Annotated in this window: 15 protein-coding genes and 7 pseudogenes; 14 read left to right on the top strand and 8 right to left on the bottom strand. The window is 60.4% G+C overall.

Features of this window, described 5'->3' with window-relative positions:
• Nucleotides 1-30 precede the first annotated feature (30 nt).
• Complete coding sequence (locus HU230_RS39795) at nt 31-3,132, bottom strand: efflux RND transporter permease subunit (protein ID WP_176533567.1); 3,102 nt, start codon at nt 3,130-3,132, stop codon at nt 31-33.
• 877 nt (nt 3,133-4,009) lie between these two features.
• On the opposite strand from HU230_RS39795, the gene HU230_RS39790 reads away from it, so the two are divergent.
• Entirely contained in the window at nt 4,010-4,327 is a 318-nt protein-coding gene (locus HU230_RS39790; protein ID WP_321576400.1) for a Dabb family protein, read from the top strand.
• A gap of 153 nt (nt 4,328-4,480) precedes the next feature.
• Nucleotides 4,481-5,482, top strand: a pseudogene (locus HU230_RS43915) (chorismate-binding protein); the annotation flags it as partial.
• 72 nt (nt 5,483-5,554) lie between these two features.
• Here the strand turns inward: HU230_RS43915 and HU230_RS39780 are convergent.
• Complete coding sequence (locus HU230_RS39780) at nt 5,555-6,508, bottom strand: IS481 family transposase (RefSeq protein ID WP_173643936.1); 954 nt, start codon at nt 6,506-6,508, stop codon at nt 5,555-5,557.
• 86 nt (nt 6,509-6,594) lie between these two features.
• On the opposite strand from HU230_RS39780, the pseudogene HU230_RS39775 reads away from it, so the two are divergent.
• From HU230_RS39775 to HU230_RS39765, 3 pseudogenes are all read left to right on the top strand, one after another.
• A pseudogene (locus HU230_RS39775) lies at nt 6,595-6,909 on the top strand (chorismate-binding protein); the annotation flags it as partial.
• Nucleotides 6,906-7,485, top strand: a pseudogene (locus HU230_RS39770) (anthranilate synthase component II). The pseudogenes HU230_RS39775 and HU230_RS39770, both read left to right, overlap by 4 nt.
• 567 nt (nt 7,486-8,052) lie before the next feature.
• Nucleotides 8,053-9,212: pseudogene (locus HU230_RS39765) on the top strand (IS3 family transposase).
• Nucleotides 9,213-9,394: 182 nt separating this feature from the next.
• On the opposite strand, the gene HU230_RS39760 reads toward HU230_RS39765, so the two are convergent.
• Nucleotides 9,395-9,553: a hypothetical protein gene (locus tag HU230_RS39760; RefSeq protein WP_173643937.1), complete on the bottom strand. Its 159-nt coding sequence runs from the start codon at nt 9,551-9,553 to the stop codon at nt 9,395-9,397.
• A gap of 346 nt (nt 9,554-9,899) precedes the next feature.
• Between HU230_RS39760 and HU230_RS39755 the strand changes: the two are divergent.
• From HU230_RS39755 to HU230_RS39740, 4 genes and pseudogenes are all read left to right on the top strand, one after another.
• Nucleotides 9,900-10,927 (top strand): annotated as a pseudogene (locus HU230_RS39755) (IS5 family transposase).
• 210 nt (nt 10,928-11,137) lie between these two features.
• A pseudogene (gene istA / locus HU230_RS39750) lies at nt 11,138-12,655 on the top strand (IS21 family transposase).
• Nucleotides 12,652-13,515, top strand: a complete 864-nt coding sequence (istB, locus tag HU230_RS39745; RefSeq protein WP_176533568.1) for an IS21-like element helper ATPase IstB — start codon at nt 12,652-12,654, stop codon at nt 13,513-13,515. Before istA ends, istB begins: the two are co-directional and overlap by 4 nt.
• A gap of 385 nt (nt 13,516-13,900) precedes the next feature.
• Complete coding sequence (locus tag HU230_RS39740; RefSeq protein WP_224924211.1) at nt 13,901-14,680, top strand: radical SAM/SPASM domain-containing protein; 780 nt, start codon at nt 13,901-13,903, stop codon at nt 14,678-14,680.
• 288 nt (nt 14,681-14,968) lie between these two features.
• On the opposite strand, the gene HU230_RS39735 is transcribed toward HU230_RS39740, so the two are convergent.
• Nucleotides 14,969-15,292 carry a VirK family protein gene (locus HU230_RS39735; RefSeq protein ID WP_224924210.1) on the bottom strand — a complete coding sequence of 108 codons (324 nt, stop codon included), beginning with the start codon at nt 15,290-15,292 and terminating at the stop codon, nt 14,969-14,971.
• Nucleotides 15,293-16,471: 1,179 nt separating this feature from the next.
• On the opposite strand from HU230_RS39735, the gene HU230_RS39730 reads away from it, so the two are divergent.
• The 4 genes from HU230_RS39730 (at nt 16,472) to HU230_RS39715 (ending at nt 21,902) form a co-directional block, all read left to right on the top strand.
• Nucleotides 16,472-17,134, top strand: a complete 663-nt coding sequence (locus tag HU230_RS39730; RefSeq protein WP_224924209.1) for a hypothetical protein — start codon at nt 16,472-16,474, stop codon at nt 17,132-17,134.
• Nucleotides 17,135-19,058: 1,924 nt separating this feature from the next.
• On the top strand, nt 19,059-19,748 hold the full coding sequence (locus HU230_RS39725) for a response regulator (RefSeq protein WP_029083933.1): 690 nt from the start codon (nt 19,059-19,061) through the stop codon (nt 19,746-19,748).
• Nucleotides 19,749-19,774: 26 nt separating this feature from the next.
• Nucleotides 19,775-21,229 carry a type II and III secretion system protein family protein gene (locus HU230_RS39720; RefSeq protein ID WP_173643930.1) on the top strand — a complete coding sequence of 485 codons (1,455 nt, stop codon included), beginning with the start codon at nt 19,775-19,777 and terminating at the stop codon, nt 21,227-21,229.
• A gap of 10 nt (nt 21,230-21,239) precedes the next feature.
• Nucleotides 21,240-21,902 carry a CpaD family pilus assembly lipoprotein gene (locus HU230_RS39715; RefSeq protein WP_166071926.1) on the top strand — a complete coding sequence of 221 codons (663 nt, stop codon included), beginning with the start codon at nt 21,240-21,242 and terminating at the stop codon, nt 21,900-21,902.
• Between the two features lie 49 nt (nt 21,903-21,951).
• Here the strand turns inward: HU230_RS39715 and HU230_RS39710 are convergent.
• From HU230_RS39710 to HU230_RS39700, 3 genes and pseudogenes are all read right to left on the bottom strand, one after another.
• Nucleotides 21,952-22,712 (bottom strand): annotated as a pseudogene (locus HU230_RS39710) (IS5 family transposase).
• Nucleotides 22,713-23,125: 413 nt separating this feature from the next.
• Nucleotides 23,126-24,352 (bottom strand): IS91 family transposase, encoded by a 1,227-nt coding sequence (locus tag HU230_RS39705; RefSeq protein ID WP_176528572.1) that lies wholly within the window; start codon nt 24,350-24,352, stop codon nt 23,126-23,128.
• Between the two features lie 20 nt (nt 24,353-24,372).
• Nucleotides 24,373-25,233 (bottom strand): tyrosine-type recombinase/integrase, encoded by an 861-nt coding sequence (locus HU230_RS39700; protein ID WP_029085027.1) that lies wholly within the window; start codon nt 25,231-25,233, stop codon nt 24,373-24,375.
• A gap of 197 nt (nt 25,234-25,430) precedes the next feature.
• Here HU230_RS39700 and HU230_RS39695 point away from each other — a divergent pair.
• Nucleotides 25,431-26,319 (top strand): IS630 family transposase gene (locus HU230_RS39695; protein ID WP_210284306.1). Its coding sequence is split into 2 segments (ribosomal slippage): nt 25,431-25,708 and nt 25,707-26,319, totalling 891 coding nucleotides; the frame shifts between segments, so codons are not numbered across the junction.
• 107 nt (nt 26,320-26,426) lie between these two features.
• Here the strand turns inward: HU230_RS39695 and HU230_RS39690 are convergent.
• A complete protein-coding gene (locus tag HU230_RS39690; RefSeq protein ID WP_176533570.1) occupies nt 26,427-26,957 on the bottom strand; it encodes a dihydrofolate reductase family protein in 531 nt (176 codons plus the stop codon).
• Between the last annotated feature and the right edge of the window lie 9 nt (nt 26,958-26,966).

Genomic DNA, 26,966 nt, shown 5'->3' with positions numbered 1-26,966 from the left:
TCGGCGAAGCTCAATTGATTGTGAGCGTCATCACTTGGCCAAGTGGGCATCAACAGCCCCGGCGTGTTCCAACTCAGCGGTGTTCTTGACGTGGACAGCATTCGCACCGGCGCGGTGATCGGACGCAATCGCGACATAGAGCGCCGGTAGCACGAAGAGCGTGAACAACGTTCCGATGGACATGCCCGCGACGAGCACGAGCCCAATCGAGAAGCGGCTCGCGGCGCCAGCGCCCGTTGCGGTCAACAAAGGTAAGAGACCAGTGACCATCGCCGCCGTGGTCATCAAGATCGGACGAAGTCGAACGCGCGCCGCCATCTCGATAGCCGAGCGGCGGTCGAGCCTCTCCTTGAGCTGCAGCTCATTGGCAAACTCAACCATTAAGATACCGTGCTTGGAAATCAGCCCGACCAGTGTCAACAGCCCAACCTGAGTGTAGATGTTCATCGTCGACAAGCCAAAGAATAGCGGGATCAAGGCCCCGACGACCGCCATCGGAACGCTGATCATGACGATGAGGGGATCGCGCAGGCTTTCGAACTGCGCCGCAAGCACCAGAAAAATGATGATGAGTGCAAACGCAAAGGTGATGGCGAGTTGATTACCCTCGCGCACATATTGGCGAGCGTCGGCAAGGAAGTCGTGGCTAAAGCCTGCGGGCAGCATCTTTGCCTCCTCGTCCAGGTAGTCCACAGCCTGACCGATCGTGACACCAGGCATCGGTACAGCCTGGAAGGTCGCGGAGTTGAGCTGGTTGTAGTGGGTGAGCGTGTTCGGATCGGTCGCAGTCTCGATGGAAACCACGGTCGACAGCGGCAGCATCGAGCCTCTCGCAGTCTTCACATAATAGCTTCCAAGTGATTCCGGCGTCAGGCGGTTTTCGCGCGCCAGTTGCGGGATCACCTGGTAGGAGCGCCCCTGCAAGTTGAAGCGGTTCACGTAGTTGCCGCCGAGCAGGGTCGCAAGCGCGCCACCGACGTTCTCCATGGTGATGCCGAGATCGCTTGCCTTGGATCGATCCACCTTGATTTGCACCACGGGCTGATTGAACTCAAGGTCAGAGTCACTGACCGCGAACAGACCGCTCTTGCGAGCGGCATCCTTCAGCTTCGACATCTGCTCATAGACGGACTGGAAACCTAGGGTCGAACTGATCACCATTTGCACCGGCAGGCCGCCCGAACCGCCCGGAAGAGGCGGCAAACCAAACGCAAATGCGTTGATGCCTTCGATTTTGGACAGCTCGGCCTGAACGGACCACTTGAGCGCGATCGATGATCTCTTACGCTCGTCCCAAGGCTTTAGCAACATGCCGGCCATGCCGCCCTGCGGCCCGCTGCTGCCGTTGAGCACGAAGCGCAAATCGGTCTCGGGAAACTTCTGGAACGCTTTGTCGAGCTTGGCGCCGTAATAATCGAAGTAATCGATATTGGCGTATTTCGGCGCTTTAGTCAGCGCGAATATGATGCCCTGATCCTCCTCAGGTGCAAGTTCCTTGGACGTATGCATGTAGAGAAAGCCCGCAAGGCCCAGCATGGTCAGCGCAAACAGCCCGGTAATCGGACCATAGTCGAGCGAGCGGTCGAGGTTGCGGCCGTACCAGCGGGTCGTGGCGCCGAACGCGCGGTTCACAACCCTTGCAAACCGCCCCTCCTCAGAGTTCTTCAGGAAGACCGAACACATCATCGGCGACAGCGTCAACGCAATTGCGCCCGAAACGATGACCGAGCCCGCCAGCGTGAACGCAAATTCGCGGAACAGCGCGCCAGTGAGGCCGCCGATAAAGCCGATTGGCGCGTACACGGCGGCCAGCGTGATCGTCATGGAGACGACGGGACCGACGATTTCGCGCGCCCCCTGGGTCGCGGCCAGCGCGGGCGGCGCGCCTTGTTCCAGATGGCGATGAATATTCTCCACGACGACGATTGCATCGTCGACCACGAGACCAATCGCAAGCACCATCGCGAGAAGGGTCAGAAGATTGAATGAAAACCCCAGCGCCAGCATCATGCTGCAGACGCCAACAAGCGACAGCGGAATGGTAACTACGGGAATGATGACCGACCGAAACGAAGCCAGGAACAGGAAGATCACGACCACCACGATCAAGACGGCCTCGACCAGCGTCTTCTCCACCTCATCGATCGATGATTGAATGAACTTCGTGGAGTCGTAGGCCACTTTCATCTTCAGCGAAGGCGGCAAGTTGCGCTCCATGTCTGGAAATAGCGTCCGTACGCCTCGTACGATGTTCAGTGGATTGCCTTGAGGGCTCGCCTGCACGCCGATGAAGACCGCGTGCTCGCCGTTCATGGAGACGCTGGCGTCTGCGGTCTGCGCGGCAAGCTCGACCGTCGCAATGTCCTCCATGCGCACAAATCCGCCGTCATTGGCCTTGACGATCATGCGCTTGAAGTCATCGACACCGCGCAGATCAGTGTTGGCCGTGATGTCGGAGATGGTGAGATAGCCCTTGACCTGACCGGCCGCGGCCTGGAAGTTGTTGGCGGCAATTGCAGCCGAAGCGTCCGCCGGCGACACGCCATGCCCCGTCATTTTCACAGGATCGAGCCATAGCCGCATCGCAAAACTCTGGCCGCCCAGGATGTCCGCCGCTGCGACCCCCTCTACAGTCGACATAACCGGCTGCACCACGCGTGAAAGATAGTCGGAGATCGCGCTGGCCGTCAGTTCCTCGCTGGAGAAAGCGATATACATGACAGCCGTGGTCTGACCGGCTGACTTGGTGACGACCGGATCGTTTGATTCCTTCGGAATTTGAGACTTGACCGAGTTGACCTTGGAGAGCACTTCGGTAAGCGCCTCGTTGGGATCAAAATTGAGCTTGATGTAGACCTGGATCGTCGAGCTACCGAGCACCGATGAGGACGTGATGTAGTCGACGCCCTCGGCGGACGCCACTGCCTGCTCCAGGGGGGCCGTGATGAACCCCTGGATCATGTCGGCGGAGGCACCCGGGTAGGAGGTTGTGATATTGACGACCGTGTTTGACAGCTTCGGATACTGCCGGATCGGCAGAACGGCGGCCGCGCGAAGGCCGATCAATAGGATCAGCAGACTGATGACGACTGATAACACGGGACGTTTGAGGAAAAGATCGGCAAATGCCATCGAGGCTCTCGCATTCAGGAGGGTGACGCAAATTCGCTGGCACTGGCAAGTCGCGCTCCAGTTACGGTCATCAGCGCGGCTGACAGTGGCAAAGACCCGAGAAGGAAGCGGAATCGGCTGCTCTAACGGCTAGTTCCTAGGCAGAGGATCCGATCCTCCACTTCTTCATCACCATTCCTTGGTTGAATCTTTGCCCTTTTGATCGCTGATCGCAAGTATGGACACACCTCTTCAGGATAAAGACCCATGTCATTCTGTGCGCAATCGGCCCGAGGTCCGACTCAGAATACGGAAGCGGGCTCACGCATTTCCATTCCGCTTCATCCTCACGCCTCAAGCAACGCCTTGCAGCAAGCGGATCAGTCGGCACTAACGGCTTCCGCGCCACTATCGAATGATCCAGCGGCGACGTCGAAAGTACAAACAACTAGACGAGTGACTCAACTCTACAAAGGCAAGCGCGCGATATAGAATGGGTTGCCAAACCTATACCAAGGTTTGTCGGCGCCTTACGCTGGCATGAGCCGCGCGAGACTTGCGACGCGCCCCCGGGGCCAAGATGGACCGGCGCACAAATGGATTCTAGAGATGCCCATGTTGGTCGCCGTGACGTCGGGCGGTTCCGGGTCGATGCGAACCTCGTCAATCTCCGGCGAATATGGGGTCGCCCGCTTGCAGGCGATAACGCTCGGGCACGATGCGACCGGATGGAAGACGGCAAAGGCGGGCGACACGCACAGCGTCGGTCCTGCTTCGAGGCCAACCTGGATCGGTTTCCAGAAATTCGCGCCGAGTGCTGCCAGCTTCCGTACAGCATTGCGTTGGGCTTGATGCCGATATAAGAACGCCACGTTGCAGCGTCACGATTGCGGCCACCATGATTCGTCACATCGCCTTCTTCACCGCCAACGATCAAGCCGGTATCGACCAGATCGTCGAAGGTCTGTCAGTTCTCACCGCAATCCCGTATGCACGCCGGCTCGGGATTGCGCGCAACCGCAAGAGCGATCAACTCGGCAATGAAGTCGACGTCGTGGTGTACGGTGAGTTCGACAGCGAGATGGATCTCGCTGCGTACAAAACGCACGATTTGTATCAAGAAGCGATCCGGTGCGTCCGGCCACTTCGGAACTGCGGTTTGCCGCTGACTACGAACTGTCAGCAGATGTCTATTTCGCTGGAACGTCGGGGTTGAGCCAAGTTGATCGACGCCCCCGACGAGCTAGTCGCAGCTAAGCATGATGATGATCAGCCTCGAGGCTTTGTACGTGTCGGACGGAAATTGCGCTTGTTCGCGCCAGGACAACGATCAGAGCCGGCTTTACGGCCTGCCGATCATCGGTAACCGATAGCCCTATGCACGTCCGCGAGTTGCAGTGGATCGAGCCTGTCAAGGCGATGCCTTGCGCAGCGCCCGCAGCTTACCTTTCTCGATAGCGCGGCAGGGCATGAACTTCTCGGGCGGTACTCATATTTGACCTGCGAACCGTTTGGCACCTATTGGTCGCCGATGGACAGGCAAGCTGGAATGCAGAGGCCGTTGCGGGCGATCCATGAGTGGTCCTGCGAAGCCTTCTCGCCAGATACCGAGCAGCACATCGCCCCGATCTCCCGCCGTTCCAGGGTGGCGCCGCCGCTCCTTGCTTACGACATGAACCGGACACTGGAGCGACTGCCGGCCCCGTCCCTTCCCGGCCTCCGCTTACCTCAATCAATTCTACATTTCGATGACGTGGTGGTCAGTTTCGATCAGCGCGACCAGAGGTGCTGGATCGTCTCTACGGGATGGCCGGAGCAGGAGCCCGCTCGACGAAACGAGCGTGCGCGTCGTCGCGCTGATGAGTTTGCAGCACTGCTTGCCAGGCCAGGGTTACCTCGACTCACAACCCCTAGCAGGGCGGGCCCGTGGCATTCGAACTTTAGCCGCGAAGGCTTCATGTCGGCGGTCCAACGCGTCATGGAGTTGATTCTGGCCGGGCATATATTTCAGGCGAACATCGCGCAACGTTTCAGTGCCAGGGTGGCGCCGCTATTCGATCCACTGACCTTCTATTGCCAGCTCCGCTCATCGAACCCGGCCCCGTTTGGAGCGCTCTTGCGCTACGGAAAGCTAACGATCGCATCGAGCTCTCCGGAACGATTTCTGAAACTTGACGGACAGCAGGTCGAAACACGCCCCATCAAGGGGACAATCGCGCGTTCCGCCGACGGCGAGGAAGATCGGCGCCGCGCCAAAGTGCTCCTTGCGTCCGAAAAGGATCGCGCCGAGAACGTCATGATTGTCGACCTGCTGCGCAACGATCTGTCACGCGTCTGTACAGACAATTCGGTCGATGTCATGGCACTGTGCAACCTGGAATCCTATGCCTCAGTGCATCACCTCGTCTCGTCAGCGGCACTCTGGCTGCGGGCCAAGAAGCGGTTAGCTGTGGAATCTCAACAGGTCGTCCATCGGAAGGCCGAGGCGGCTGATGGGCGGTTTGGCTTGCAGACTACCGTGGGGGCGATGCCAGTTGTAGTGATGAAGCCAGATTGGCAGGTTTTTGGCCCGCAGGTCTGAGGTGTCGTAGGCGCGAACGTAGGCCCACTCGCGGAGCGCGGTCTGGATGAAGCGTTCAGCCTTGCCGTTGGTTTGCGGTCTGTAGGGTCTGGTGAAGATGTGCTTGAGGCCGAGCTTCCTGCACGCTCTGGCGAAGGCCTTGGCGCGGTAGCAGGAGCCGTTGTCGGTCATGATGCCGGTGACCTTCATGCCGAGGCTGCGGTAGTAGGTGACAGTCTCCTTGAGGAAGGCGATGGCACTCTCCTTTTTTTGATCCCGCCGGATCTGGGAGAAGGCCAAGCGCGATGTATCGTCGATCGCTACGTGGACGAACTCGTGGCCGGCGCCGCGGCTTTCGCCCTTCTGGCGATCGTGGGTGATGCGGTGGCCTGGTCTTACGAACCTGCCGAGCTTCTTAATGTCGATATGGATGAGCTCGCCGGGCTGCTCGCGCTCATACCGGCGCACCGGCTCCGCAGGCTCCAGATCGCGTAGCCGGCTTAATCCCAAGCGACGAAGGATGCGGCTGACAGTGGCCGGCGACACCGCGACCTCGGCTGCGATCTGCTTGCCGGTGTGGCGCCGCCGGCGCAACGTCTCGACGGCGGCGCGCGTGGCAGGCGGGGTTTGGCTTGGCGATGAATGAGGTCGCGACGAGCGGTCGCGCAAACCATCGACACCTTCTGCGCGGAACCGCTTGACCCATTTGGCCACCGTTTTCGGTGTCGTGTTAAACTGATCCGCCGCGACGGCCTGGCTCAACCCGCCCTCGACCACGCCCCGCACCATCGCCTCTCGACCTTTGGGCGTCAAAGGCGCATTCTTGTGGACGTTCATCTGGTCTCTCCTTGAAACGCTGAAGCTTCGCAACCTCAGCTTCCTCGGTTCAGACCAGATGGACAACCTCCTGAGACACCAAAGCTAGCCTGCTTCGCGCCTGCTTTCCGGGCGGCTCCGTGACTGGTGTTCCAAAGGTGCGATCGATAGAAATCATTGCGGACCTCGAGAAAGTGGCGCGAGAGGTCTATTGCGGGGCGATCGGCTTCGTTGGATTCAGTGGACAGATTGACACGAACATTGCGATTCGTACTGTGACGATCGACGGCGACCTGACTATGTTTCATGCAGGGGGCGGAATAACGGCGACGTCAACTCCTGAAGCCGAATATGAGAAGACGCTTGCCAAGGCACAGCGCCTCTTTGGTGCTTTTGATTCCGAGATACCCGGTGCATTTTGATTTTCATCATCGATAATTACGATTCCTTCGTATTCAATATTGCACGTTATCTTCGCATGCTGGGTGCAGAGACAGAAGTCGTCCGAAATGACGCGATCAGCATCACCGATCTCGTTGCGCTCAAGCCGCGCGCAATCATCATTTCTCCCTGCCCCCGCACGCCAATGGAAGCCGGCATTTCCACTGCCGTCGTCCGCGAGCTTTCGGGGCGCGTCGCCATTCTTGGCATCTGTCTTGGACACCAGTGTATTGGCAGCGTTTTCGGAGGGCGCGTGGTCCGTGCCCGTTGTCCCACGCACGGGCGAGCCTCACCAATAACGCATGACGGTCGGGGATTGTTCAAGCAGCTTTCGTCTCCACTTCCTGCCGGACGCTACCACTCTCTGGCGGTCGAATTCGATGAGTACGCGCCGCAGCTCATGGTGACAGCTCGTTCAAGTGAAGGCGAGATCATGGCTCTAGCACACCGGCATCAACCAACCTATCGTGCAGTTTCACCCTGATTCAGTACTTACTCAAGAAGTTCGCACGTTGCTTATGAATTTTTTGCAACTGGCAGCGAGTTTCCGAGCGTGACATCGGAAGTCACGCGCGCGGTAGCTTGGCCCGCGGCAGATCATGGCACACTGCGCACTTGATCTCGCTTGCCTAACGTTGTGCGGTAAGCACCGACCAGTCGAAGATGTAACGAGAAAGCGCGAAAGAGCTCAATTGGCACGATGCGTACGCAACTTTATCTTTTCGTTCGGTCTAAATTGAATTACTTGGGGTGCACAATACGTGGACCTCTTCGCATTGCCTCCATTCGATGAACAGGCGGACTATCCTCCAGCCTGGTCTCAAAAATGCTTATTCGAGATCCGCCAAGAAGTTGGCGGTGCCTTGCGGTAGCCTTCACTACCGCTGCCCTAGTCTTACTGAGTCAGAAAGCCGCAGAGCTTTGGCGCGGGTTCTCGCGTAGCGTGAGATGATTCGTTTTTCAGCATGCGAGAGCTGAGATGAATCTTCAAGAGCAGAACAGCGAGGCGCGGTTTTCGGCGTATATGTCGAAGAACTTGTGAGCGTGATCGTGAAATGGACCCCGATTTTGGGACCAGAGGTTAGTTGGAAAAGGGCCGCTCCGTTTGATAGACGGAGGGCATGATGACGACGAAGACGAGACGCAAGATCGACGCGGCACTGAAGGCAAAGATTGCGCTGGAAGCCGTGCGGGAGCAGGCGACGGTGGCCGATCTGGCCCAGCGCTATGAGGTTCACCCGAACCAGATCTATGCCTGGAAGAAGCAACTGCTGGACCAGGCGGCGCGGGCCTTTGATGCGGGTGTCGGGCGCGAGAGCGAGGAAACGCGCGAACGCGAGATCGAGAAGCTGCACGCCAAGATTGGACAACTGACGGTCGAGCGCGATTTTTTAGCGCGGGAAGATGAGCACGCCGGACCGTCGAGGAATGCTCGATCGCGCCGACAAGGCGCTGTCGATCCCGTCGGCAATGCCTGTTGCTTGGCATCGCGCGCTCCGGGGTCTACCGGCCGCCCCGGCCGGCCAACGACAACGACCTTGCCCTGATGCGGCGGATCGACGAGCTGTTCATCGCCTGGCCGTTCCTGGGCTCGCGGCGAATGACCGCAATGCTGAAGGCTGAGGGGCTTCAGGTCAATCGCAAGCGCGTGCAGCGGTTGATGCGCAAGATGGGCATCGCGGCGCTGGGACCGAAGCCGAACACGACGAAGCCGGCGCCGGGCCACAAGATCTATCCTTATCTGTTGCGCAACATGACGATCGACCGGCCGAACCAGGTGTGGGCCGCCGACATCACGTATCTGCCCATCGGCCGTGGCTTTTCTTTATCTCGTCGCCATCATCGACTGGGCGAGCCGTGCGGTTCTGGCGTGGCGGTTATCGAACACGATCGACGTCTCGTTCTGCGTGGCGGCTCTGGAAGAGGCGCTGGCGAAGTACGGCAGGCCGGAGATTTTCAATACCGACCAAGGCAGCCAGTTCACCAGCGCGGCCTTCACCGGCGCGTTGGCGGGCGCAGGGATCAAGATCTCCATGGATGGCCGCGGTCGTTGGATGGACAACGTCTTCATCGAGCGGCTGTGGCGGTCGCTCAAGCATGAGGACATCTATCTCAAGGGCTATGCCGACGGCCGCGAGGCCAAGGCAGGGATCGCGAGCTGATCGCCTTCTACAACGATCGTCGCCTTCATCAGGCGCTCGGCTATCGCACGCCGATGGCGGTCTGGCGCGAACGGATGCAGGCCGCGAAGGCTGTGGAATGGTGGACAACGCTGACGCGTTGACCACATGCCCACAGCAACAGCAGCAGACAGTGTCTCTGGCGGCGTGATAGGAAGTAATCAGGAGCGGTCAGTTTCCAACTAACAAACCGGCTCAAGCGGCCCCGCTCCGCGGGTCCATTTCATTACTTCGTTGGCCGCAGGATCGTGGGCGACAACTGACAAAGTGATCGTCGCCGCCGAAATCAATTACCGTTCCGCCGAGAGAAGCCAATTTGTACTTCAATACGGCGACTAGCCTGCGAGCGTCCATCATCCTGAGGAGCAACTTGCCATTTAGGCAGGGCAGGACGTTTTAGCGAACGATCGGCATCGAGTTCGCGATGCGCGATCGCCTGCTGCATCGCATGCATATCCTCCAGACCGGCCGCGTTGGTTGCCGCCCGCGCGAACAAGAAACGAGGGTCCGGCACCCGACCTGATCGGAGTAAAATAGGATGTCCTGCTGGGCGGGTCGCATGCAGGTTCCGCATCGCCACTTTGCGAAGCATTTCGCATCCGCTGCGGTTTGGTGGCGTCGCCCCGCTGCGGACGCCGCGCTGCTTGCAATTCCTTGCGCCGGGACCTGAAAGGATCAGACGAATGATAGCACACCTCATGGCGTTACAAGACCTAACAGGCTGTTGAAGAAGTCGGTAGCGAAGCGTTTCGTATCGTGATTCTCTGGGACCAGGATTTAACCGGGGCGCGATGCGGGGAAGTGACGACCGGACCGGCTCGCTTTTCAGTTATGTGGGCCTGGAGGCTCGGGTTCGCGTCGACCATCCGCTACGGGTGATCCGGGACTTGGCAAATGCGGCGCTGGGTGACCTTTCTGGGGAGTTCGGCAAGCTCTGTACGGACTTCGGTCGCCCCTCGATCGTACCGAAGAAGTTGCTTCGGGCGATGCTCCTCCAGGCGTTTTACGGCGTTCGCTCGGAACGGCATCTGATGGAACGCATGGAGTTCGATCTTCTGTTCCGCTGGTTTGTTGGGCTTGGAGTGGACTATGTGGTTTGGGACCATTCGACCTTCTCGAAGAACCGCGACCGGCTGCTTGAGGGCGAGATTGCGGCCAAGTTCCTGAACGCGCTTTTGGCGCAGCCGAAGGTCAAGCGCCTGCTATCGAGCGATCACTTCTCGGTGGATGGTACGCTGATCGAAGCCTGGGCCTCGATCAAGAGCTTCCGGAAGAAGGATGGCAGCGACAAAGACGAGGATGGTCCGAGACGCAATGCCGAGCGCGGCTTTACAAGAAGGGTGACGGCCAGCCGGCCAAGCTGAGCTATATGGGCCATGCGCTGATGGAGAACCGCAATGGTTTAGCGGTTTTGGGCGGAGTGAGCCAAGCGACAGGCACCGCCGAACGAGAGATTGCGCTTGCCATGATCGACAGGCGCGGGTGCGCGAAGCGGATCACTCTGGGGGCGGACAAGGCCTATGATGTCACGCAGTTCGTCCACGACCTGAGGGATAGATCGGTTACTCCGCACATCGCGATTGATGGACATCTGAGTAAAACCGGCAAGCGGCGCAAGACGGCGATCGACGCACGTACCACATGTCACAGCGACTACGGCATCAGCCAGCGTTGCCGCAAACGCATCGAAGAAGTCTTCCGGCCTGGCTTGGCCAAGGTCAAGCGGCGAGGTCGCGACCGGGTGGATGCCGTCTTTGTCCTTGCGCTTGCGGCCTACAATCTGATCCGGCTGCCCAAGCTTCTGGCGGCACCGGCATGAGCATTCGGGGCAGGTGGCTGCGCGGCGGCGATCAGGGTGAGACTCCAGCGACAATCAAGGTGAGACTGCGTCGATGGGGACGGACCGAAGGGAGGGCGCAGCCCGACCGGAGGACCGTCCCCATCGGCGTCGCGCGTTTTGGACCCGTCTGGCGGCCGGGTGCGGCTGGTGCAAGCTGTTGATTCGTCTCGACAAGAGGGAATCGATGCCTTGCCTGGCCTCCACATCACCGACCACCAGATGAGGCTGTACATGACCTACCGACTGACACTGTCCCCCGAGGCCGCCGCGGCCAAGGCGGGGTTCTCGAAGGCAAGCGCGGATCGAATCGAGGGCGATTGTCGCCCGCCATCGCAGAAGAAGACGCCGAGGGGCCGGCGCCTGTCCGATCCGCTCGGGCAGTATTGGGACGCCGAGATCGTTCCGATCCTGAAGGCTGCGCCCGGCATCCGCGTGATCGGCGGCTGGACGAGTTGCACCGACGGCATCATGACTTGAACCCGAACATCCGCCGCACGCTGGAGCGGCGCATCAACGCCTGGCGGGCGCTCAACGGCCCCGAACAGGACGTGATCTTCCGCCAGCAGCACGAGCCCGGCCGCCTGGTCTGTCCGACTTCACCGACGTGAGCGCGCTCGGTATTACCATCGCGGGTGAGCCGCTCGATCACCGGCTCTATCACTTCCGGTTGGCGTTCTCCGGCTTCGAGCATGCCCATGTCGTGCTCGGCGGCGAAAGCTTCGTCGCCCTGGCGGTGGGCTTGCAGAACGCGCTGTGGGCGCTTGGCGGCGTGCCGCGGGAGCATCGCAGCGACAGCCTGTCGGCAGCATTCCGCAATCTGGCCGCCGACGCACGGGAGGATCTGACGCAGCGCTATGCCGGGCTGATGGGCCACTATGGCATGGCGCCAACGCGCAACAATGCGGGCATCGCACACGAGAACGGCTCGATCGAGAGCGCGCACGGCCATCTCAAGCGGGCACTGGAAGATGCGCTGTTGCTGCGGGGGACGCGCGACTTCGCCAGTCTCGATGCGTACCGGGCTTTTGTCGACGAGATTGTCGGCCGGCGCAACGCCAACCTCGCCAAGCCGATCGCGCTCGAGAAGGAGGCCTTGGCGCCGCTGCCAAAAGGCCGCACGACCGACTTCGAGGAGAAAGTGATCCCGGTGACGTCGTCAGGCGGCTTAATCCTGCGGCGCGTGTTCTACACCGTGCCTTCAAGATTGATCGGCCATCGCCTGCGTGTGCGCATCTTCGACGACCGGCTCGAATGCTTCCTTGGCGTCACGCCGGTCGTGACGCTGCGGCGCGGTCGGCCTATGTCCGAGAGCCAGGGCGGTCATGTTGTGGATTACCGGCACGTCATCCATGCCCTGCGGCGCAAGCCGATGGCGCTCCTCAATCTCGTTTATCGCGACCAACTCTTCCCGCGTGCAGCTTACAAACGTCTGTTCGAGACCTTGCGGGAGCATGGTGATGACCGGCGCGCCTGCAAGGTGACGGTCGAGCTTCTGGCGCTGGCTCACGAGCGCGCCTGCGAAGCAGAACTCGCCGAGGTGATCGCGATGGATCTGGACGCGATCTTGCCGCGCTGCGCGGCCGCTTCCGACCCGAGGCGGCCTCGATCCCGCGTGTCGCCGTCCAGCTGGTGCCGCTCGACGTCTACGATGAACTCGCCTCCGTCAGCGTCATGTCGGGCCGCTCGAACCTGGGAGAGGCAGCATGACCGGTATCGCTACCTCCGTCGATGCCGCCCGTGTCGAGCTGCTTCTCAATGAGCTCCGCCTGCCGGGCGTCAAGGCGATCTGGCCGAAGCTCGCCGCACAGTCGGACAAGGAAGGGTGGCCTGCCGCCCGCTTCCTCGCCGCCCTTGCCGAGCACGAGGCGGCCGATCGCACCCGCCGTCGGATCGAGCGACACATGGTGGAAGCGCGTTTGCCCGCCGGCAAGACGCTCGCCACCTTCGACTTCGAAAGCGTGCCGATGCTATCAAAGGCACAGGCGATGGCGCTCGCCGCTGGCGACGCCTGGTTGAAGGCCGGCGCCAATTTGCTCTTGTTCGGTCCATCGGGCGGCGGCAAGACCCATCTCGGCACGGCGATCGGCCTGGCTCTCGTCGAGAACGGTTGGCGCGTTCTCTTCGCGCGCACCACCGATCTGGTGCAACGGCTGCAGGTCGCGCGGCGCGAGCTGGCGCTGGAGTCCGCGATCGCCAAACTCGATCGCTATGACCTCCTGATCCTCGACGACATCACATATGTGAGCAAGGATCAGCCGGAAACCAGTGTGCTGTTCGAGTTGATCGCCGCCCGCTACGAACGACGCTCGCTGCTGATCACGGCCAATCAGCCATTTGGCGAATGGGGGCGTATCTTCCCGGACCAGGCAATGACGTTGGCTGCCATCGATCGTTTGGTCCACCACGCCACGATCCTCGAGATGAACGTCGAAAGTTACCGTCGAAAAGTTGCCCTCGATCGCAGACGCGGTCCAGGCCGGCCGCCTGTTCACACTACCCCCAACGAACTCGACGGCGGCCAGCGTCAATTATCTCCTGACTCGGCCGCCTCGTCTCATCTTGATTGACGCGCCGCTCTCATCCTGATTGTCGCGTTATAGGTGGCGGATCGTCGAGACACCGGGCTACGACATGGCCTTGGCGAGCGCCTACATCCTGTTCAATGAGGTCGGCGGCGAATTCGCCTTCCCTTACGGGCTCCATTCCTGGAGCCTGCAACGGCGATGCCGTCGAGTTCGGCTGGCAGGGAAACGACGAAATGGAGCCAGCCGAGGGCGACGGCTGGGCCGAACTGCAGGAGGACGGCTCTCTAAGGGGAGATCTGCCTCCTCAACGGCGACAACATTCCATTCATCGCGCGCCGTTCAAAGACTTCTTCAACAACCTGCTAAATCCCAGCCGCCGGGAACTACAGATTACGACGACGGCAGGGTGCATCGTCCGATGTTCCTATTGTCCGAGGATAAGTTCGCAGAACGCCAACGCCCCGTGTCCCAAGCGAAGCACCTTGGTCTTCAGGATCTCAAGCGATGTCTGGCACGCGTACCAGCGGTTATCGATATCGGCTTTGCGGGTTACTCGGAGCCTTGGCTCCATCCGGAGTGCACGACGATGTTTGAGTATGCTTACAAACGCGGCCATGGCATCCGCATTTTCACGACCCTTGTCGGAATGAATAGGAGTGACGTTCGACGCTTGCAAATGCTGCAGTTCAAGAGCTTCGTCGTGCACGTCCTCGATGACGGCACTTACATGAACAGCCGCCTTGTCGGAAAGACCTATCTCAATGTCCTGCGGAGACTGGTCGAGGCGAACATTCCCTCAATTCGATACGTCGTTCTTGGCAAAGTCCATCCCAAACTCGCCGACATCATTCCCGCCAAACAGTTAACGCGCTTACGGCCGCTGACGAGCAGGCGAGGACGTACTGATCCGAGTATCATCAAACCACGGCGGCCTCTCGTCGGCACTCTAACTTGCATTGGCGAACGGCAAAATCGAAATGTCCTCCTCCCGAACGGCGACATTAGTCTGTGCGGCATGGATTTTGAGCGGCATCATGTCCTGGGCAATTTTCTGCGAGACGAATCCGAGGATCTCTTCGAAACACCGATATTTCGCGAAATCATCGATCGCATGAACGGAATGGACGGCTTTCTGCTTTGCAGGAGATGTGAATATGCCAAACCGCAATCGTCGGGAGGCATGACCGGTGCCGGTCACGCCGTTTGAGGAGCAGGCCAGCAAATGCCAACGCCATGAGTTGTAAGCGACGAAATGACAGGAGCGAAGCGTCGCCTTTCGCGCCCGAATTATTGAGGTCTGCTGAACACCGGCGCCCCCCGTTACGATGGCTTGGGCGAACTGACGCAAATTCGTGCAACTCGGCCAGAGGGGAGCAAAAGACGGCCAGAACTGATTCTGGCCGTCGGCACGGAGCTATCGTGTCAGGATACGAAGAACCTCCGTAGAATAAGGTAGCGACGCCGCTTCCCCGCCGCGGCGCAGTCGCCGCTTCGATCACCAGATGAACTTCGCGCGATCAGGCAGTTCGCAGACAAACTCGCCCTGGTTCACGAGTTCGGTCGTCCCGATGATAAGCTTGGAGGCCCGCACCGTGAGTTTACCTTCGCGGCTGAGGCTGTGACGAATGTATTCGGTCACGGCATGCCCGGAGCTGTCCACGGTTTGGTCCGCATTGGCGAAGCTGATGCCGTTCCGGGTGGTCACCCTGAAGGCATTGATGACCAAACCGGCCTGCGTCGCCGATCCGGCCTTTCCACCCTCGGCGACGGTACAGCGGCTCATATCCAGTATAAGCTTCACACTCTCGCCCGTCTGCAAGGCAGCACCTCGACGTATTTCGGCGAGGGCTCATCGGCCCGGGCCATCGCGCTCACGCAGGCGATCGAAAGCAAGGACAGTAGGATCGACAGGCCTTTGCCAATAAACTTCATAGGTTTTTCCTCGGTGAGAACCACAGATCGCAGAAGCGCAACGTTGCAGGATCTCGTGCTCGCAAGGCCGTTTGGCGAGTTCGAGCATCACGCGCGGTCGCACTTTGCGAAAAAAACAACCTGTCGTAAACAGGCGTAAGTGGTTGTGGCGGCTATTCCGACGTCACAACCTCGTAGGTCAGGTTTGCTGAAGTCGCTTCTCCTCGGGCGACATCGCCGGACCGACTTCATCAAAGACGCGGCCACTTGGAAACCACGAGCGGCAAAGCTCCTCCGACGGAGGTCGACATGATTGAGCGGATGAGCTTTTACATGTGTGTAAGCGCGCGGTTTCCGGTCAACAGTTCGACCAGGGCGCATCTTGCCAGGTTGTTTACGGTGATACCTGCATGGCTCTCTGCCACCTAAACAATACGTCCACAATGACGACGACGACAAGCGCCCAACGCAGCGGCGTGAATAAGCCTTGCCCAGTCAGGGCGTCTGATCTCGGCCTTAACAAACAGGAATGCCAGACGGCGAAAAACAGCGCCGACTTTGCTCTACCGCTTTGCGCGGCTTCCGTTCGGCTGGCCGCTCGCCTTACTGGACTGAATTCATCCATCCGGCACCCCCTCAGCGGATATCGCTTATTTCCCCGTCCGTCAGCTTCCTGAATGCTACATCTACGAAAATGTACACGAACGAGCAGTACTTGAAAGGCATCCAATAAATATTGGATCCGCGGAATGCTGCAGAAACTCCGGTTGGCGTTCACGATGTCCTCCCGCAGCCGTACCGGGTGCCCCGGCAGCTCGATGAGTCGAACGCACAGACCAGCTCAAGGGCAGAACCGTCCGCTGATCAAGCAAGCTTCGAGCAGCAGCTGGATGCCCTGCATCCGACTCCCCCGACGTCGGATTCAGTTCCTACCGCAACAAATTCCGCAACTTCCACGTCCTCGACTGGGCCGAACGAGGCCCGGCAAACCGTTCGCTATCCAGCCGCATCATTTGTGGGCGCGCGCGCTCAGCTTGCCGCAACGCTGACAGGCGCCCCCCTTGATGCGCTCAGAAATGAGATCGAATTGGCTGTGCAGCAATTGGCACGGTGGTCGCCATCGACCGCCGCTTTCGACGGCGGTGTCGATCGGGAGCGCGTTTTCGATGACGTGGTAGGATCGTCATATGTCACGCTGCGGCGCTTCCAGCACCAGGACAGCGATTGCAGGCCGCGCGTGGAAGACAACACGAGCGCAATATCGCATGTGCGCAACACGGCGCGGGATCATTCTTCCATGGGAGATCCTCTGGAGCGATATCCCATGGACCGGGCGCGCCAAGCCGGATGGCATATGCGCGGTCGAACAGCATTCCCCTTCGTGTCGCTGGTTGAGGATCCATCCAAACTGGTCGATTCGCGCGATCACTGGGCACGAGCGATCGCCCAAAGTACGAACGCGCTGCACACCTACACCGTACCGAGGTCCGCGGTCTGGACGCCCGACGACGTGCTGAGCAGCATTGGGCTCGGAATGAATGCTGAGGATCAGCACAACATCGATGCGGATGTGGACCTCATGTGCGCGCTGGGCAGAACGCCAACCCCAGAGACCGAGCGCCTTTTCTGGGCGGCAATCTCGACGACTACCGGACCGCCGGCGACCCAAATCCGTACAAGCGCGATGGCAATGATTAGACGGCCTCCTGCGCGCCCTTTGTCGGTAAGTGCCTTCATGCTGAAACGCTAGGCACGTCCCCCAGGGAAGAAACGGAGGATGTGCCATGAGCGCAGGCTTTACAAACAACGTATCGAGCAGCCTCCGCATGCGGCCTTCGAACGGGCCCTGCGAACGGGTCAGGCATCTGGAGCCGCCCGAATGGCTCTTTAACGCGTTCTTGGCGCGGCGCCCCAAGCGCATCTGGCATCCCCGCATCGATCCGATGGCTAGCGGTCACATTCGTCATCGAGCCCGGTGACGTGAAGCGCTGAAAGCCCGGCTTCTGTTCACGGCCGTCTCAGCCTGATTCTGGACGCGCGTTCGATCAAGGGACGGTCAGACCGATCGCACCACCAAGCGCAGTAAAGCGGCATCAACCGCGGCATGCGGTGCATCGCGACAGAGTCCATTCGTCTCCTGAATGCGTTCCATCGAAACAATCGATTTTGCCGATCTTACGCGAAGACCCCATAGTCGGCGGAGCAATCTTGGGAGGCCGCATTCTACAATGTAGTGTGACAATCCTTCTCAGTCCCCTGCCGGTCAACTCGACTTGGGCAATCGCGCGTTTGCATCCAGCATGTAAATGACGCGGCAGGTACAAGCATCCCACGACTAGCCATAGTTTGTCTGGCTGATTGCCACATCTGAGGCGATCAGCCAGCCGCCCGGTCAGACGCTGTGGACAGCGGTGACGCGTAGTGAGAACGACTGCCTCATAACACACTGCCATCGGCTACGGCTCACGCTGGACATCATAAGGTAATGCATACGACCTTGAAGAAGGTGAGAGCGACCATGATTCGCATGTAGATGGCCGCGTCTGTGTCGACGCCGCTCCAGGGCGCCCGCACATTTGACGGGACTCCGCTAAACCAAACGTTAAAGACACTTGAATCGCACCGTACGTGAGATTGTAGGATTTCCGACAGCCTCACCACAAAGAACCCCACTCGGGCGAACACTTCCTGATAGGTAGCAAGAATTGCGAACATCTTTAAAGCTTAATGCAGCCCCACTCCGCCCCGTCACGCGGGTCGACCACTCCTTTCGAAGGCGACTTTTCAACGCCGCCTACCTGCAGGACGGACGAATCAGCACAGCCTTAGCCGGAGCAGACTGTAGCAGGCGCGTAGAATGCGGCCCCCGCTTATCTCGCTCCGTGCCGACACAAAGGCACTTTAAGGTCGAGCATCGGTCATTCAGCCGTCGTTCATCCCAAGCGATGAGAGACAGCTGGCGCAACGACTTCAATCCGATGATGCCTCGTTGCGCGTGCCGCGCCTTTTCGGCCTCGTGCACTGCTGTCGAGGGGATGCCGCGTCCGGGACATCGGACGCGATTCAAAGTCGGGATCGCTGGCGTCCTGCATGTCTATCACCGGCTACCGAACGGCTCTGTCGCTAGCCGGTAGGAGCATCGATCGCATCGTTACGCGCCGCGGCTTCTGAAGCATCGGTCGGTTGCGGGGCGTAAACTTCTTCAAGCGGAAAAGCGTGCTTTGTCATGACCTGGCGACGCCATAGGCGCAAGCATAGCAGTGCCGACCGCGGGACTTGAGCAAGGTGGCGGAGTTTCCAAATGTCGATTTTGCTAGACGGTTCAGATCCAGCTGTCTCCTGCGCTTGCGTATCGATCGCGCCGTCTGGCGCTAACGATATCGAACGAGGCGGCCCAGCGCGTGCACGCCTGGCCGCGATCAGCGCACCTAGGCATCCGCCTGCTGCTTCTATTTTGGGCCTCGTGAATGATTTCGGAGATCTTCCCAGTCCATGGCAGACCGCCGCTTTTTTGTGTTCGGTGACAAGTGAATGGCTCGACTTGCTGGCGCGCCACCACGATCTGCTTCGTCGCTTTCGGGCTTTTTCAAAGTGCGCCTCTGTGAGTTGGGCCGACGCTCTTGGTCACCCGTAACGTACGCAGGTCTCGGCGTTGATGAACGAGAGGCGATGACATGCGAATTCTCTTGGTTGATCATCACGCGGACTTTGCCCGCGCTGTGAAGGAAGCGCTCCTCGGTTGCGGGTTCGCGGTTGACGTGACACGCACCCTGGATGAAGCGGCGGCAGCGCTGGATTGCGCCAGCTACCACATTCTCTTGCTCGAATCGGCTTTACCGGATGGAGACGGCTTGAACTGGCTGAAGCAATTGCGGCGCGACGGATGTTCAATGCCTACGATGATGATGAGCAACTTGAACGATCTCGCCCGGCGGATCGCGATCTTTAATGCGGGTGCGGATGATTTCCTGGCCAAGCCCGTCTCAATCGACGAACTCATCGCTCGCATGCGCGCTATACTGCGACGGTCAACGCAGATGACGGCGCCGGTCGTGACATTCGGCAACCTGCATTTCGACCCGATCGGAAGACAAGTCTCCGTCAGCGGCCGAGTACTGAGGATTGCGCGCCGGGAAGTGTGCATTCTTGAGCATCTGCTGAGCCGCGCCGGCCGCACCGTGCCTCGGTCGTCACTGGAGGATAGCCTGTATGCCTTCGACGACGAGGTCTCCACCAACGCGCTGGAAGTTGGGATCTATCGCTTGCGCGCGCATTTGAGCCAGGCGGGTGCAACCTTAAGAATCAAGACCGCGCGCGGCGTTGGTTACACCCTTGAGCTCGTTAGTGCGGCATCGGCCGCCTAATCGATCGAACTTGAAAGCACAATCCCTTGAAGGTCATTAACAATGCTGCCGGCGCTGACAAGTCGCCGATGGTTTCCACGGCGCCGCTCTTTGCCGGTCTGCCGCTTCTCTGCTACGCCCTCTGCGCGCTCGCAGTGCTATTTCCATTTGCTGCCGCGGCTCAGACAAAGCGGGACGGCAAAGGAGAACCGCCGCGAGCTGCGCCTGGCAGCGCGACCGGCACCCTCAACCTGTCCTCCTCACAGGGCAAGACAGTTCATCTGACCGCTCCTGCGGCCAGCATCTTTGTTGCAGATCCGGCGATCGCCGATTACCAGGCCCCCTCAAACACGACGATCTTCGTGTTTGGTAAAAAGCCTGGGCGGACCAGCCTGTTTGCCTTGAACGACGCCGGCGAGGCCCTCGCCGAGATGCGTGTTGTGGTCACGCAGCCGATTGAGGATCTGCGTGCCACGCTGAGAGCCGAGGTCGGCGACTATCCGATTCAGGTCAGCTATACCCCGCGCGGAGCGATCCTTGGCGGGACCGCGCCCAATGCAGACGTCGTCGAGACCGCCAAGAAGGTGACCGAGCAGTTTCTCGGTGCGGGTGCGCTGGTCGTTAACAAGATCCAGGTCGCCGGCTCTTTGCAGGTGAATCTCAGCGTCCGCGTGGCGGAAGTCTCCCGCAGCGCCGTCAAGGATCTCAATATCAACCTCTCCGCCTCGGGCCAAAATGGCGCCTTCATTGTCACCGGAAAAAGTGCAGGTTCCGGCGCTGCGGGCGGCGGCGGCACGGTCGGTATCGGATTTAGCGCCGGCAGTATCAACCTGAGCGCTGTTCTCGACGCGCTCGCCAGCGAGCACCTCGCTTCAATCCTGGCTGAGCCCAACTTGACGGCGATGTCCGGGGAAGCTGCGAGCTTCCTGGCCGGCGGCGAATTTCCCATTCCGGTCATGCAGGATAACCGGCAGGTTTCGGTCCAATTCCGCCAGTTCGGCGTGAGCCTGGAGTTTGTCCCCACGGTCCTCAGCAACAACCAGATCAACGTGCGCGTGAAGCCCGAAGTCAGTGAATTGTCCACAGAAGGTGAAGTCAAAATCAATGGCATGGCCGTGCCCGCCCTCTCGACGCGGCGTGCCAGCACCGTTGTCGAGCTCGCCAGCGGTCAGAGCTTTGCAATCGGGGGGCTCATCCGGCGCAACTTCAACACTGACATCGGCGAGTTTCCTTGGCTCGGCGACGTGCCGATTCTTGGCGCGCTTTTTCGCTCCTCATCGTTTCAAAAGCGCGAAACCGAGCTCGTCATTGTCGTCACACCCTACATCGTTCGGCCGGGATCGAACCCGACTCGGATGAGTGCGCCGAACGATCGCATCGCGCCGCCCTCAGATGCGGGCCGCGTTCTGACGAACACGCTGGCACGGCCGTCCCGAGATCGCGATGGGCCCCGCACGAGCGCACCAGGGTTGACTGGCAGTGCCGGCTTTATCATCGAGTGAGGATCGTCAAATGCCCCTACGACATTTGTGCCATTTGATCGCTGTTGCGGCAGCATTAGGCGGATGCGCAAACAATGCTTCGACCCATTCTGGATCGGCTCAACAAGCGATTGAGGTGGAGCAGAAGAACAGCGTGTTGGTCCTGCAGAGCCTTCGCGGCTCCGAAAGGCGCCGGCTGCACAGTTTCATTGCAGCTGCGAGTGGCGGCCGGCGGGATGCACTTCATATCGAGGTCACCGGCTCGCCCCGTCTCATCGCCCAGGTGACGCACGAGGCCCGTGCCATGGGCGTTGCCCCTTACAACATCCGCCTGTCGGCCTCCCCGCTCGATCTGCCTGCCCGTTTCGGGGTGAGGATCGAGGCAATCACCTATCAAGTCCATCCTCCTGTCTGTCCGTCGCTTTCCATCGTCGGGCCTGCAGTTGACGATAATTCGTTTGACCCGACGCTCGGCTGCTCGACCAGAAGCAATCTGGCAGCCATGGTCAACGATCCGCTCGATTTGCTGGACAATCGATCGGTTATGCCAAGCAATGGCGATCGTGCCGCCGGTCCCGTTGCGAACTACGGGACATTTACCGCGCGCAACAAGAGCAATGGCGACGATGGAGCCAACAGGGCAGCGCCGGAAGCCCCAGCGGGCGGAACGAGGGACATACAGCCGCCTCGATGACGGCCTTTCGCAATCGCAGCCCCCGGTCAAAACGATCTAGGATCCGGACTCAATTGATCCACCAAGTGATCGCGGCGGCCAGCAGGATTGCAGACAGGAAGATGTCTGCGCGCTTGTCGTATCTGGTTGCGATCCGGCGGAAGTCCTTGAGACGGCAGAACATCCGCTCGATGACGTTGCGGCCTTTGTAGGCGACCTTATCGTAGAGATGCGGATGCTTGCGGGTCGGATTTGGCGGGATCACGGCCTTGATGCGGCGTGCGGCTAGTTCGTTGCGTAGGCTCCTGGCGTCGTAGGCTCGATCAGCCAGCAGACGGCGCGGGGTACGAACCATGCCGATCAAGCCGCGTGCACCGACCAGGTCGTGGGTGTTGCCAGGGGTGATCAGGAAGGCAAGCGGACGGCCGATATCGTCGGTCAGCGCGTGGATTTTGGTGGTCTGCCCGCCGCGCGAGCGGCCGATCGCGTTATTGAAGGCCCCCCTTTTGCGCCGGCCGCGGAGCGATGTGCTTTGATGTAACTGGAATCCACCGACATCGATCCGTACATGCCGGTCGATCCGGTCAGGGCGTAAAAAATATCCGTCCAAATCCCCTGTCGGCTCCAGCGGTTGAAGCGGTTGTAGACCGTCGTGTAGGGGCCGTAGACTTCCGGGCAATCGCGCCAGCGCGAACCAGATTTCAGCATGTGCACAATGCCGCTGATCACGCGTCTATCATCGACCCGATGCGCTCCCTTGCGCCCTCGTGGCAACAGCGGCTCAATCCGCCGCCATTCCGCATCGCTGAGCCAGTAGACCTGCTTTGCCATTCAAGCCTCCCTTCCGCTGAGAAGCTTGAATCACAGTCCAATTCCAGATGGAATCTGGAGGGTTCTGTGAGGTCGCGCTCACGCGAGGGCGCGGCAGGCGCTTATGACGCGACCTCATTGAAGCCGGATTGAACGAAGGCGCGGGAGGCTATTCGCGGTTTTGCAGCTATGGGGATTGTTCGAGATCGCCATGCCCGATCTGCTGGCTCGGCGCGTGAGGCAGAGACACAGGAGTGCGCATCCTGGAAGAGTTGAGATCAGACGCGCTTCGCCTGAGATCGCGATAGGCCTTTTGCTGCATCGGACGGTTGTTGTCGCGCAGTGTGACAGCACGGATTCGACATCGTCCGCGATGATCGAGACGCTGGGAGCGAAATGACGAATGATGATCGTCGTGCACGACATGACTTGGCTCACGATGTGTCGCATCGGAACGGTGATGTTCGAGGGCTGGGGCGTCTGAAGCTATGTCGAAAGCGCTCAATGATGCGCATGACGCCACCACAATCGGGACAGGCAGGAACCTCGGCCCGGGTTTGAGCCTCCGAATCCACAGGCGACGGCTGGCCATCGTTTGGGGCTGTTCGCTCATGATCGAGAAGTTCGCGGCAAAGGGCGAGCTTGGCAGCGCGATGGCGGTTGGCCATGAAGCCGAAGTGGCGGATGCGGTGGAAGCCGTCAGGCAGCGTATGAAGCAGGAAACGGCGAATGAACTCATCGGGCTTGAGATTCATGATCTTTGTCGCGCTGTTTTGGCGATAGTCCTTCCATGAGAAGGCGACATGATCGTCGTCGAGTGCGACGAGCCGGCTGTTGGCGATCGCGACGCGATGGGTGTAGCGGCCGAGATAGGCCAGGACCTGTGCGGGTCCGCCGAAGGGCCGCTTGGCGTAAACAACCCAGTTGATGCGTCGCATGGCGTCGAGGTGGGCCGCAAAGGCAGCCGGCTCGGCCAGAGCTCCGAGATCGCCGAAGAAACGCAAGGCACCGGAGTTGAAGGCTGCCGACAGACGTTTGAGAAAAAGTGTGCGAAATAGTCTGGACAACGGTTTGACGGCCAGGAAGAAGTTCGGTCGGCAAGCGGTCCAGCGCGCGCCATCGGGCGAGAGGCCGCCACCCGGAACGACGCAATGGACGTGGGGATGATGCATCAGCGTCTGTCCCCAGGTGTGGAGGACGGCGACGCCGCCGATCGCACCGCCGAGCCGGCGTGGATTGGCGGCGAGCGTCGTCATCGCCTCGGCGGCAGCCTTGAACAGGATGGCATAGACGACGGCCTTGTTCTGGAAAGCGATCGCGGCGATCGGTGCGGGAAGTGTAAAGACGACGTGGAAATAGGGAACCGGAAGCAGGTCGGCTTGACGCGCGGCGAGCCACGCGGCTCGGGCTCTCCCCTGACACTTCGGACAGTGCCGATTGCGGCAGGAATTATAGGCAACGCGTGTCGTGCCGCAGTCGTCGCAAGCCTGCATGTGGCCGCCGAGCGCCTCGGTCCGGCACGCAACGATCGCGCTCATCACGCGCCGCTCGACCCGCCCCAGATGACCGGCATGTACACGGCGATAGGCGTCGCCATGCCGGCACAGAATATCGGCAATCTCGATGGCGGGCCTGTTGGAGCGGATGTCGGAGCGGGTCATGACCCGCATCCCGCTGCGGGTCATCCAGGTGGCGTCACCTCCAGCGACAGGCGATCGAGCGGGCTCTGCGTCGCTCGGATCGTATCGGTGGCGACCTGCGTGTAGCGCGCTGTCGACGACAAATTATTGTGCCCGAGCAAGACCTGGATGATCCGGATATCGGTTCCGTTCTCGAGAAGATGTGTCGCGAAGCTGTGGCGCAGCGTGTGCAGCGTGACGCGCTTGGTCAGGCCCGCAGCCTTCACCGCCGACCGGCAGGCGGCATGCAGCACGGTCTGATCGATCGGATGATCTTCGTCACGACCAGGGAACAGATAAAGCCGCGGCCGGGCGAGCCGCCAGTAGGTGCGCAGGATGCCCAGCAGCTGGGGCGACAGCATCACGTTGCGATCCTTCGCGCCCTTGCCGTGGCGCACCTGGATGACGCCGCGGGCGCTGTCGATGTCTTCGATCCGCAGTCCCGCAACCTCCGAGGCCCTGAGCCCGGCCGCATAGGCGGTGGTGAGCGCGGCGCGGCTCTTCAGGCTCGATACCGCTTCAAGAAACTGAACCACTTCGTCGGCGCTGAGAACGACCGGCAGCTTGCGCGGTTCTCGCGCATAGGGAATGCGCTCTGGGATGAGCGCCTCGCCGAGCGTGACGCCGTAGAAAAACCGTAGCGCACAGACGATCTGGTTCAGCGCCGGCCATGAGATGCCGGTCGAGACCAAATGCACCTGGAAGGCGCGGACGTCTTCCAGCTCTAACCGGTCAGGCGATCGGCCAAAATAGCGGCTGAACTTCGAAACCGCGCTGATGTAGGATCTTTGCGTCGCCGGCGACAGATTGCGGACGGTCATGTCTTCGATCATGCGGCGGCGAAGAGGGCTCAAATCGGCCATCTCGATACTCCTGTCTGAGGGGGTGGGCTCCAACACCCACATCCTCTCAGCCAGGAGGCGATCTATGCCACCTTGCCCCCTACGCCGCGGCAGCGGCTTAGTTCAATCCCTTCCGATTCCGCCAGGTCAGAAAATGCTCTAAGCCGCTCTCGCCGGACCTTCGCCTTCGCATTATTCGGGCTGTGGAAGAGGAAGGCATGAGCTGTCGGGGCGCCGCCGGCCGGTTCGGCGTAGCGCCATCGACAGCGATCGAACTGGTCAACGAATGGCGCAGCACCGGCGCTTGTGAGGCGGGAGCGCAGGGCGGAGACAGACGTTCAGCTCGGATCGAGGGTCATGCTGCGGAGATCCTCTCCCTGGTCAAGGCTACGCCTGACATGACGCTGGCCGAGATCGCTGACCATCTCCTCAAAGTCCACGGCGAGCGTTTCGTGCCGAGCGTGGTCTGGCGATTCTTCGATCGCCGCAACATCACGTTCAAAAAAAACATCGCACGCCAGCGAGCAGGATCGGCCGGACGTGGCCGCTGAACGCGCGGCGTGGAAGGCATCTCAGCCTGAGATCGGCATCCATCGGTTGGTGTTTATCGACGAGACGGGAGCCTCGACCAAGATGGCGCGGCGCTATGGCCGCTCGCCGTACGGCCAGCGCTGTGTCGCAGCGCTCCCGCATGGTCATTGGAAGACGACGACCTTCGTCGGCGCGCTCAGAGCGACCGGCATGACTGCGCCGATGGTCCTTGACGGTCCCATGGATGGTCTGGCGTTCGAGGCTTACGTGACGCAAGTCCTCGTGCCGACACTCAGGCCCGGCGACATCGTGGTGATGGACAATCTCGCAGCACACAAGCGCGCCGAGGTCGGCATCGCAATCGATGCCGTGGGCGCCCAGCTCCTCTATTTGCCGCCTTATTCGCCCGACCTCAATCCGATCGAAATGGCCTTCGCCAAGCTCAAAGCCGCACTTCGAAAGGCCGCCGCCAGATCAATCGAGGCTTTGGACAACGCTATTGCCACCGCCCTGACCGCCTTCACCGCCCAAGAGTGCCTGAACTTCTTCGCCGCAGCCGGTTATGACCGTGTCTGATCAGAATCTGCTCTAGCGGCCAGGCGGGCGGTTCATCAAGATTAACGGATCAGCTCGCCGAACGTCGTCGAGGACTTCCTCGCCAAGCCGTCAGGCGCATTGCGTGACTAGGCGGGAACGTAGGTCAACCTGATCGTGTTCTCGCCCAGCCGATCGCTTGCGACGAGGCGGAGCGGCGCGCGGGGGCCGGCAAAGAACGGCTTGCCGCGACCAAGCACGATGGGCCGGAGGTAGATTCGATACTCGTCAATCAGGCCAAGCCCGGTCAGGTTCCCCGCCAGCTCTGGTCCGGCGACCTCGATCTCGCCGTCGAGCCGGGCCTTCAGCCCGCGCACCGCCGCCGCGAGGTCCCCCTCGACGAGCGTCGCGTTGGGTCCGACCGACTTCAGCGAGCGCGACACGACCCACTTTGGCCGGCTCCGCCACGCTGCCGCATAGTCGCGCTCCTCCGCATCCCAGTCAGGGAGGTCTTCGTCCCAATAGCGCATCACCTCGTACATGCGGCGGCCGTACATCATGCCGGTCACGCCGCGCACCTGCTCGATGAAATGACGAAACAGCCCGGTGTCCGGCAGCATGGCCTGATGATCGACATAGCCGTCGAGCGACTGGTTCAATCCGAAGACGAGCTTCGCCATGGAGCGAGA

The sequence above is a fragment of the Bradyrhizobium quebecense genome, assembly GCF_013373795.3.
GTDB lineage: Bacteria > Pseudomonadota > Alphaproteobacteria > Rhizobiales > Xanthobacteraceae > Bradyrhizobium > Bradyrhizobium quebecense.
The sequence above is the reverse complement of the archived record's forward strand: the minus strand, read 5'-3'. Positions and strand labels throughout refer to the sequence as shown.

Excerpts from the sequence above, each read along its gene's own strand:
- HU230_RS39795 (WP_176533567.1), bottom strand. The coding sequence starts at position 3,132 with ATGGCATTTGCCGATCTTTTCCTCAAACGTCCCGTGTTATCAGTCGTC.
- HU230_RS39790 (WP_321576400.1), top strand. The coding sequence starts at position 4,010 with ATGATTCGTCACATCGCCTTCTTCACCGCCAACGATCAAGCCGGTATC.
- HU230_RS39780 (WP_173643936.1), bottom strand. The coding sequence starts at position 6,508 with ATGAACGTCCACAAGAATGCGCCTTTGACGCCCAAAGGTCGAGAGGCG.
- HU230_RS39760 (WP_173643937.1), bottom strand. The coding sequence starts at position 9,553 with ATGCAGCAGGCGATCGCGCATCGCGAACTCGATGCCGATCGTTCGCTA.
- istB (WP_176533568.1), top strand. The coding sequence starts at position 12,652 with ATGACCGGTATCGCTACCTCCGTCGATGCCGCCCGTGTCGAGCTGCTT.
- HU230_RS39725 (WP_029083933.1), top strand. The coding sequence starts at position 19,059 with ATGCGAATTCTCTTGGTTGATCATCACGCGGACTTTGCCCGCGCTGTG.
- HU230_RS39715 (WP_166071926.1), top strand. The coding sequence starts at position 21,240 with ATGCCCCTACGACATTTGTGCCATTTGATCGCTGTTGCGGCAGCATTA.
- HU230_RS39705 (WP_176528572.1), bottom strand. The coding sequence starts at position 24,352 with ATGACCCGCTCCGACATCCGCTCCAACAGGCCCGCCATCGAGATTGCC.
- HU230_RS39700 (WP_029085027.1), bottom strand. The coding sequence starts at position 25,233 with ATGGCCGATTTGAGCCCTCTTCGCCGCCGCATGATCGAAGACATGACC.
- HU230_RS39690 (WP_176533570.1), bottom strand. The coding sequence starts at position 26,957 with ATGGCGAAGCTCGTCTTCGGATTGAACCAGTCGCTCGACGGCTATGTC.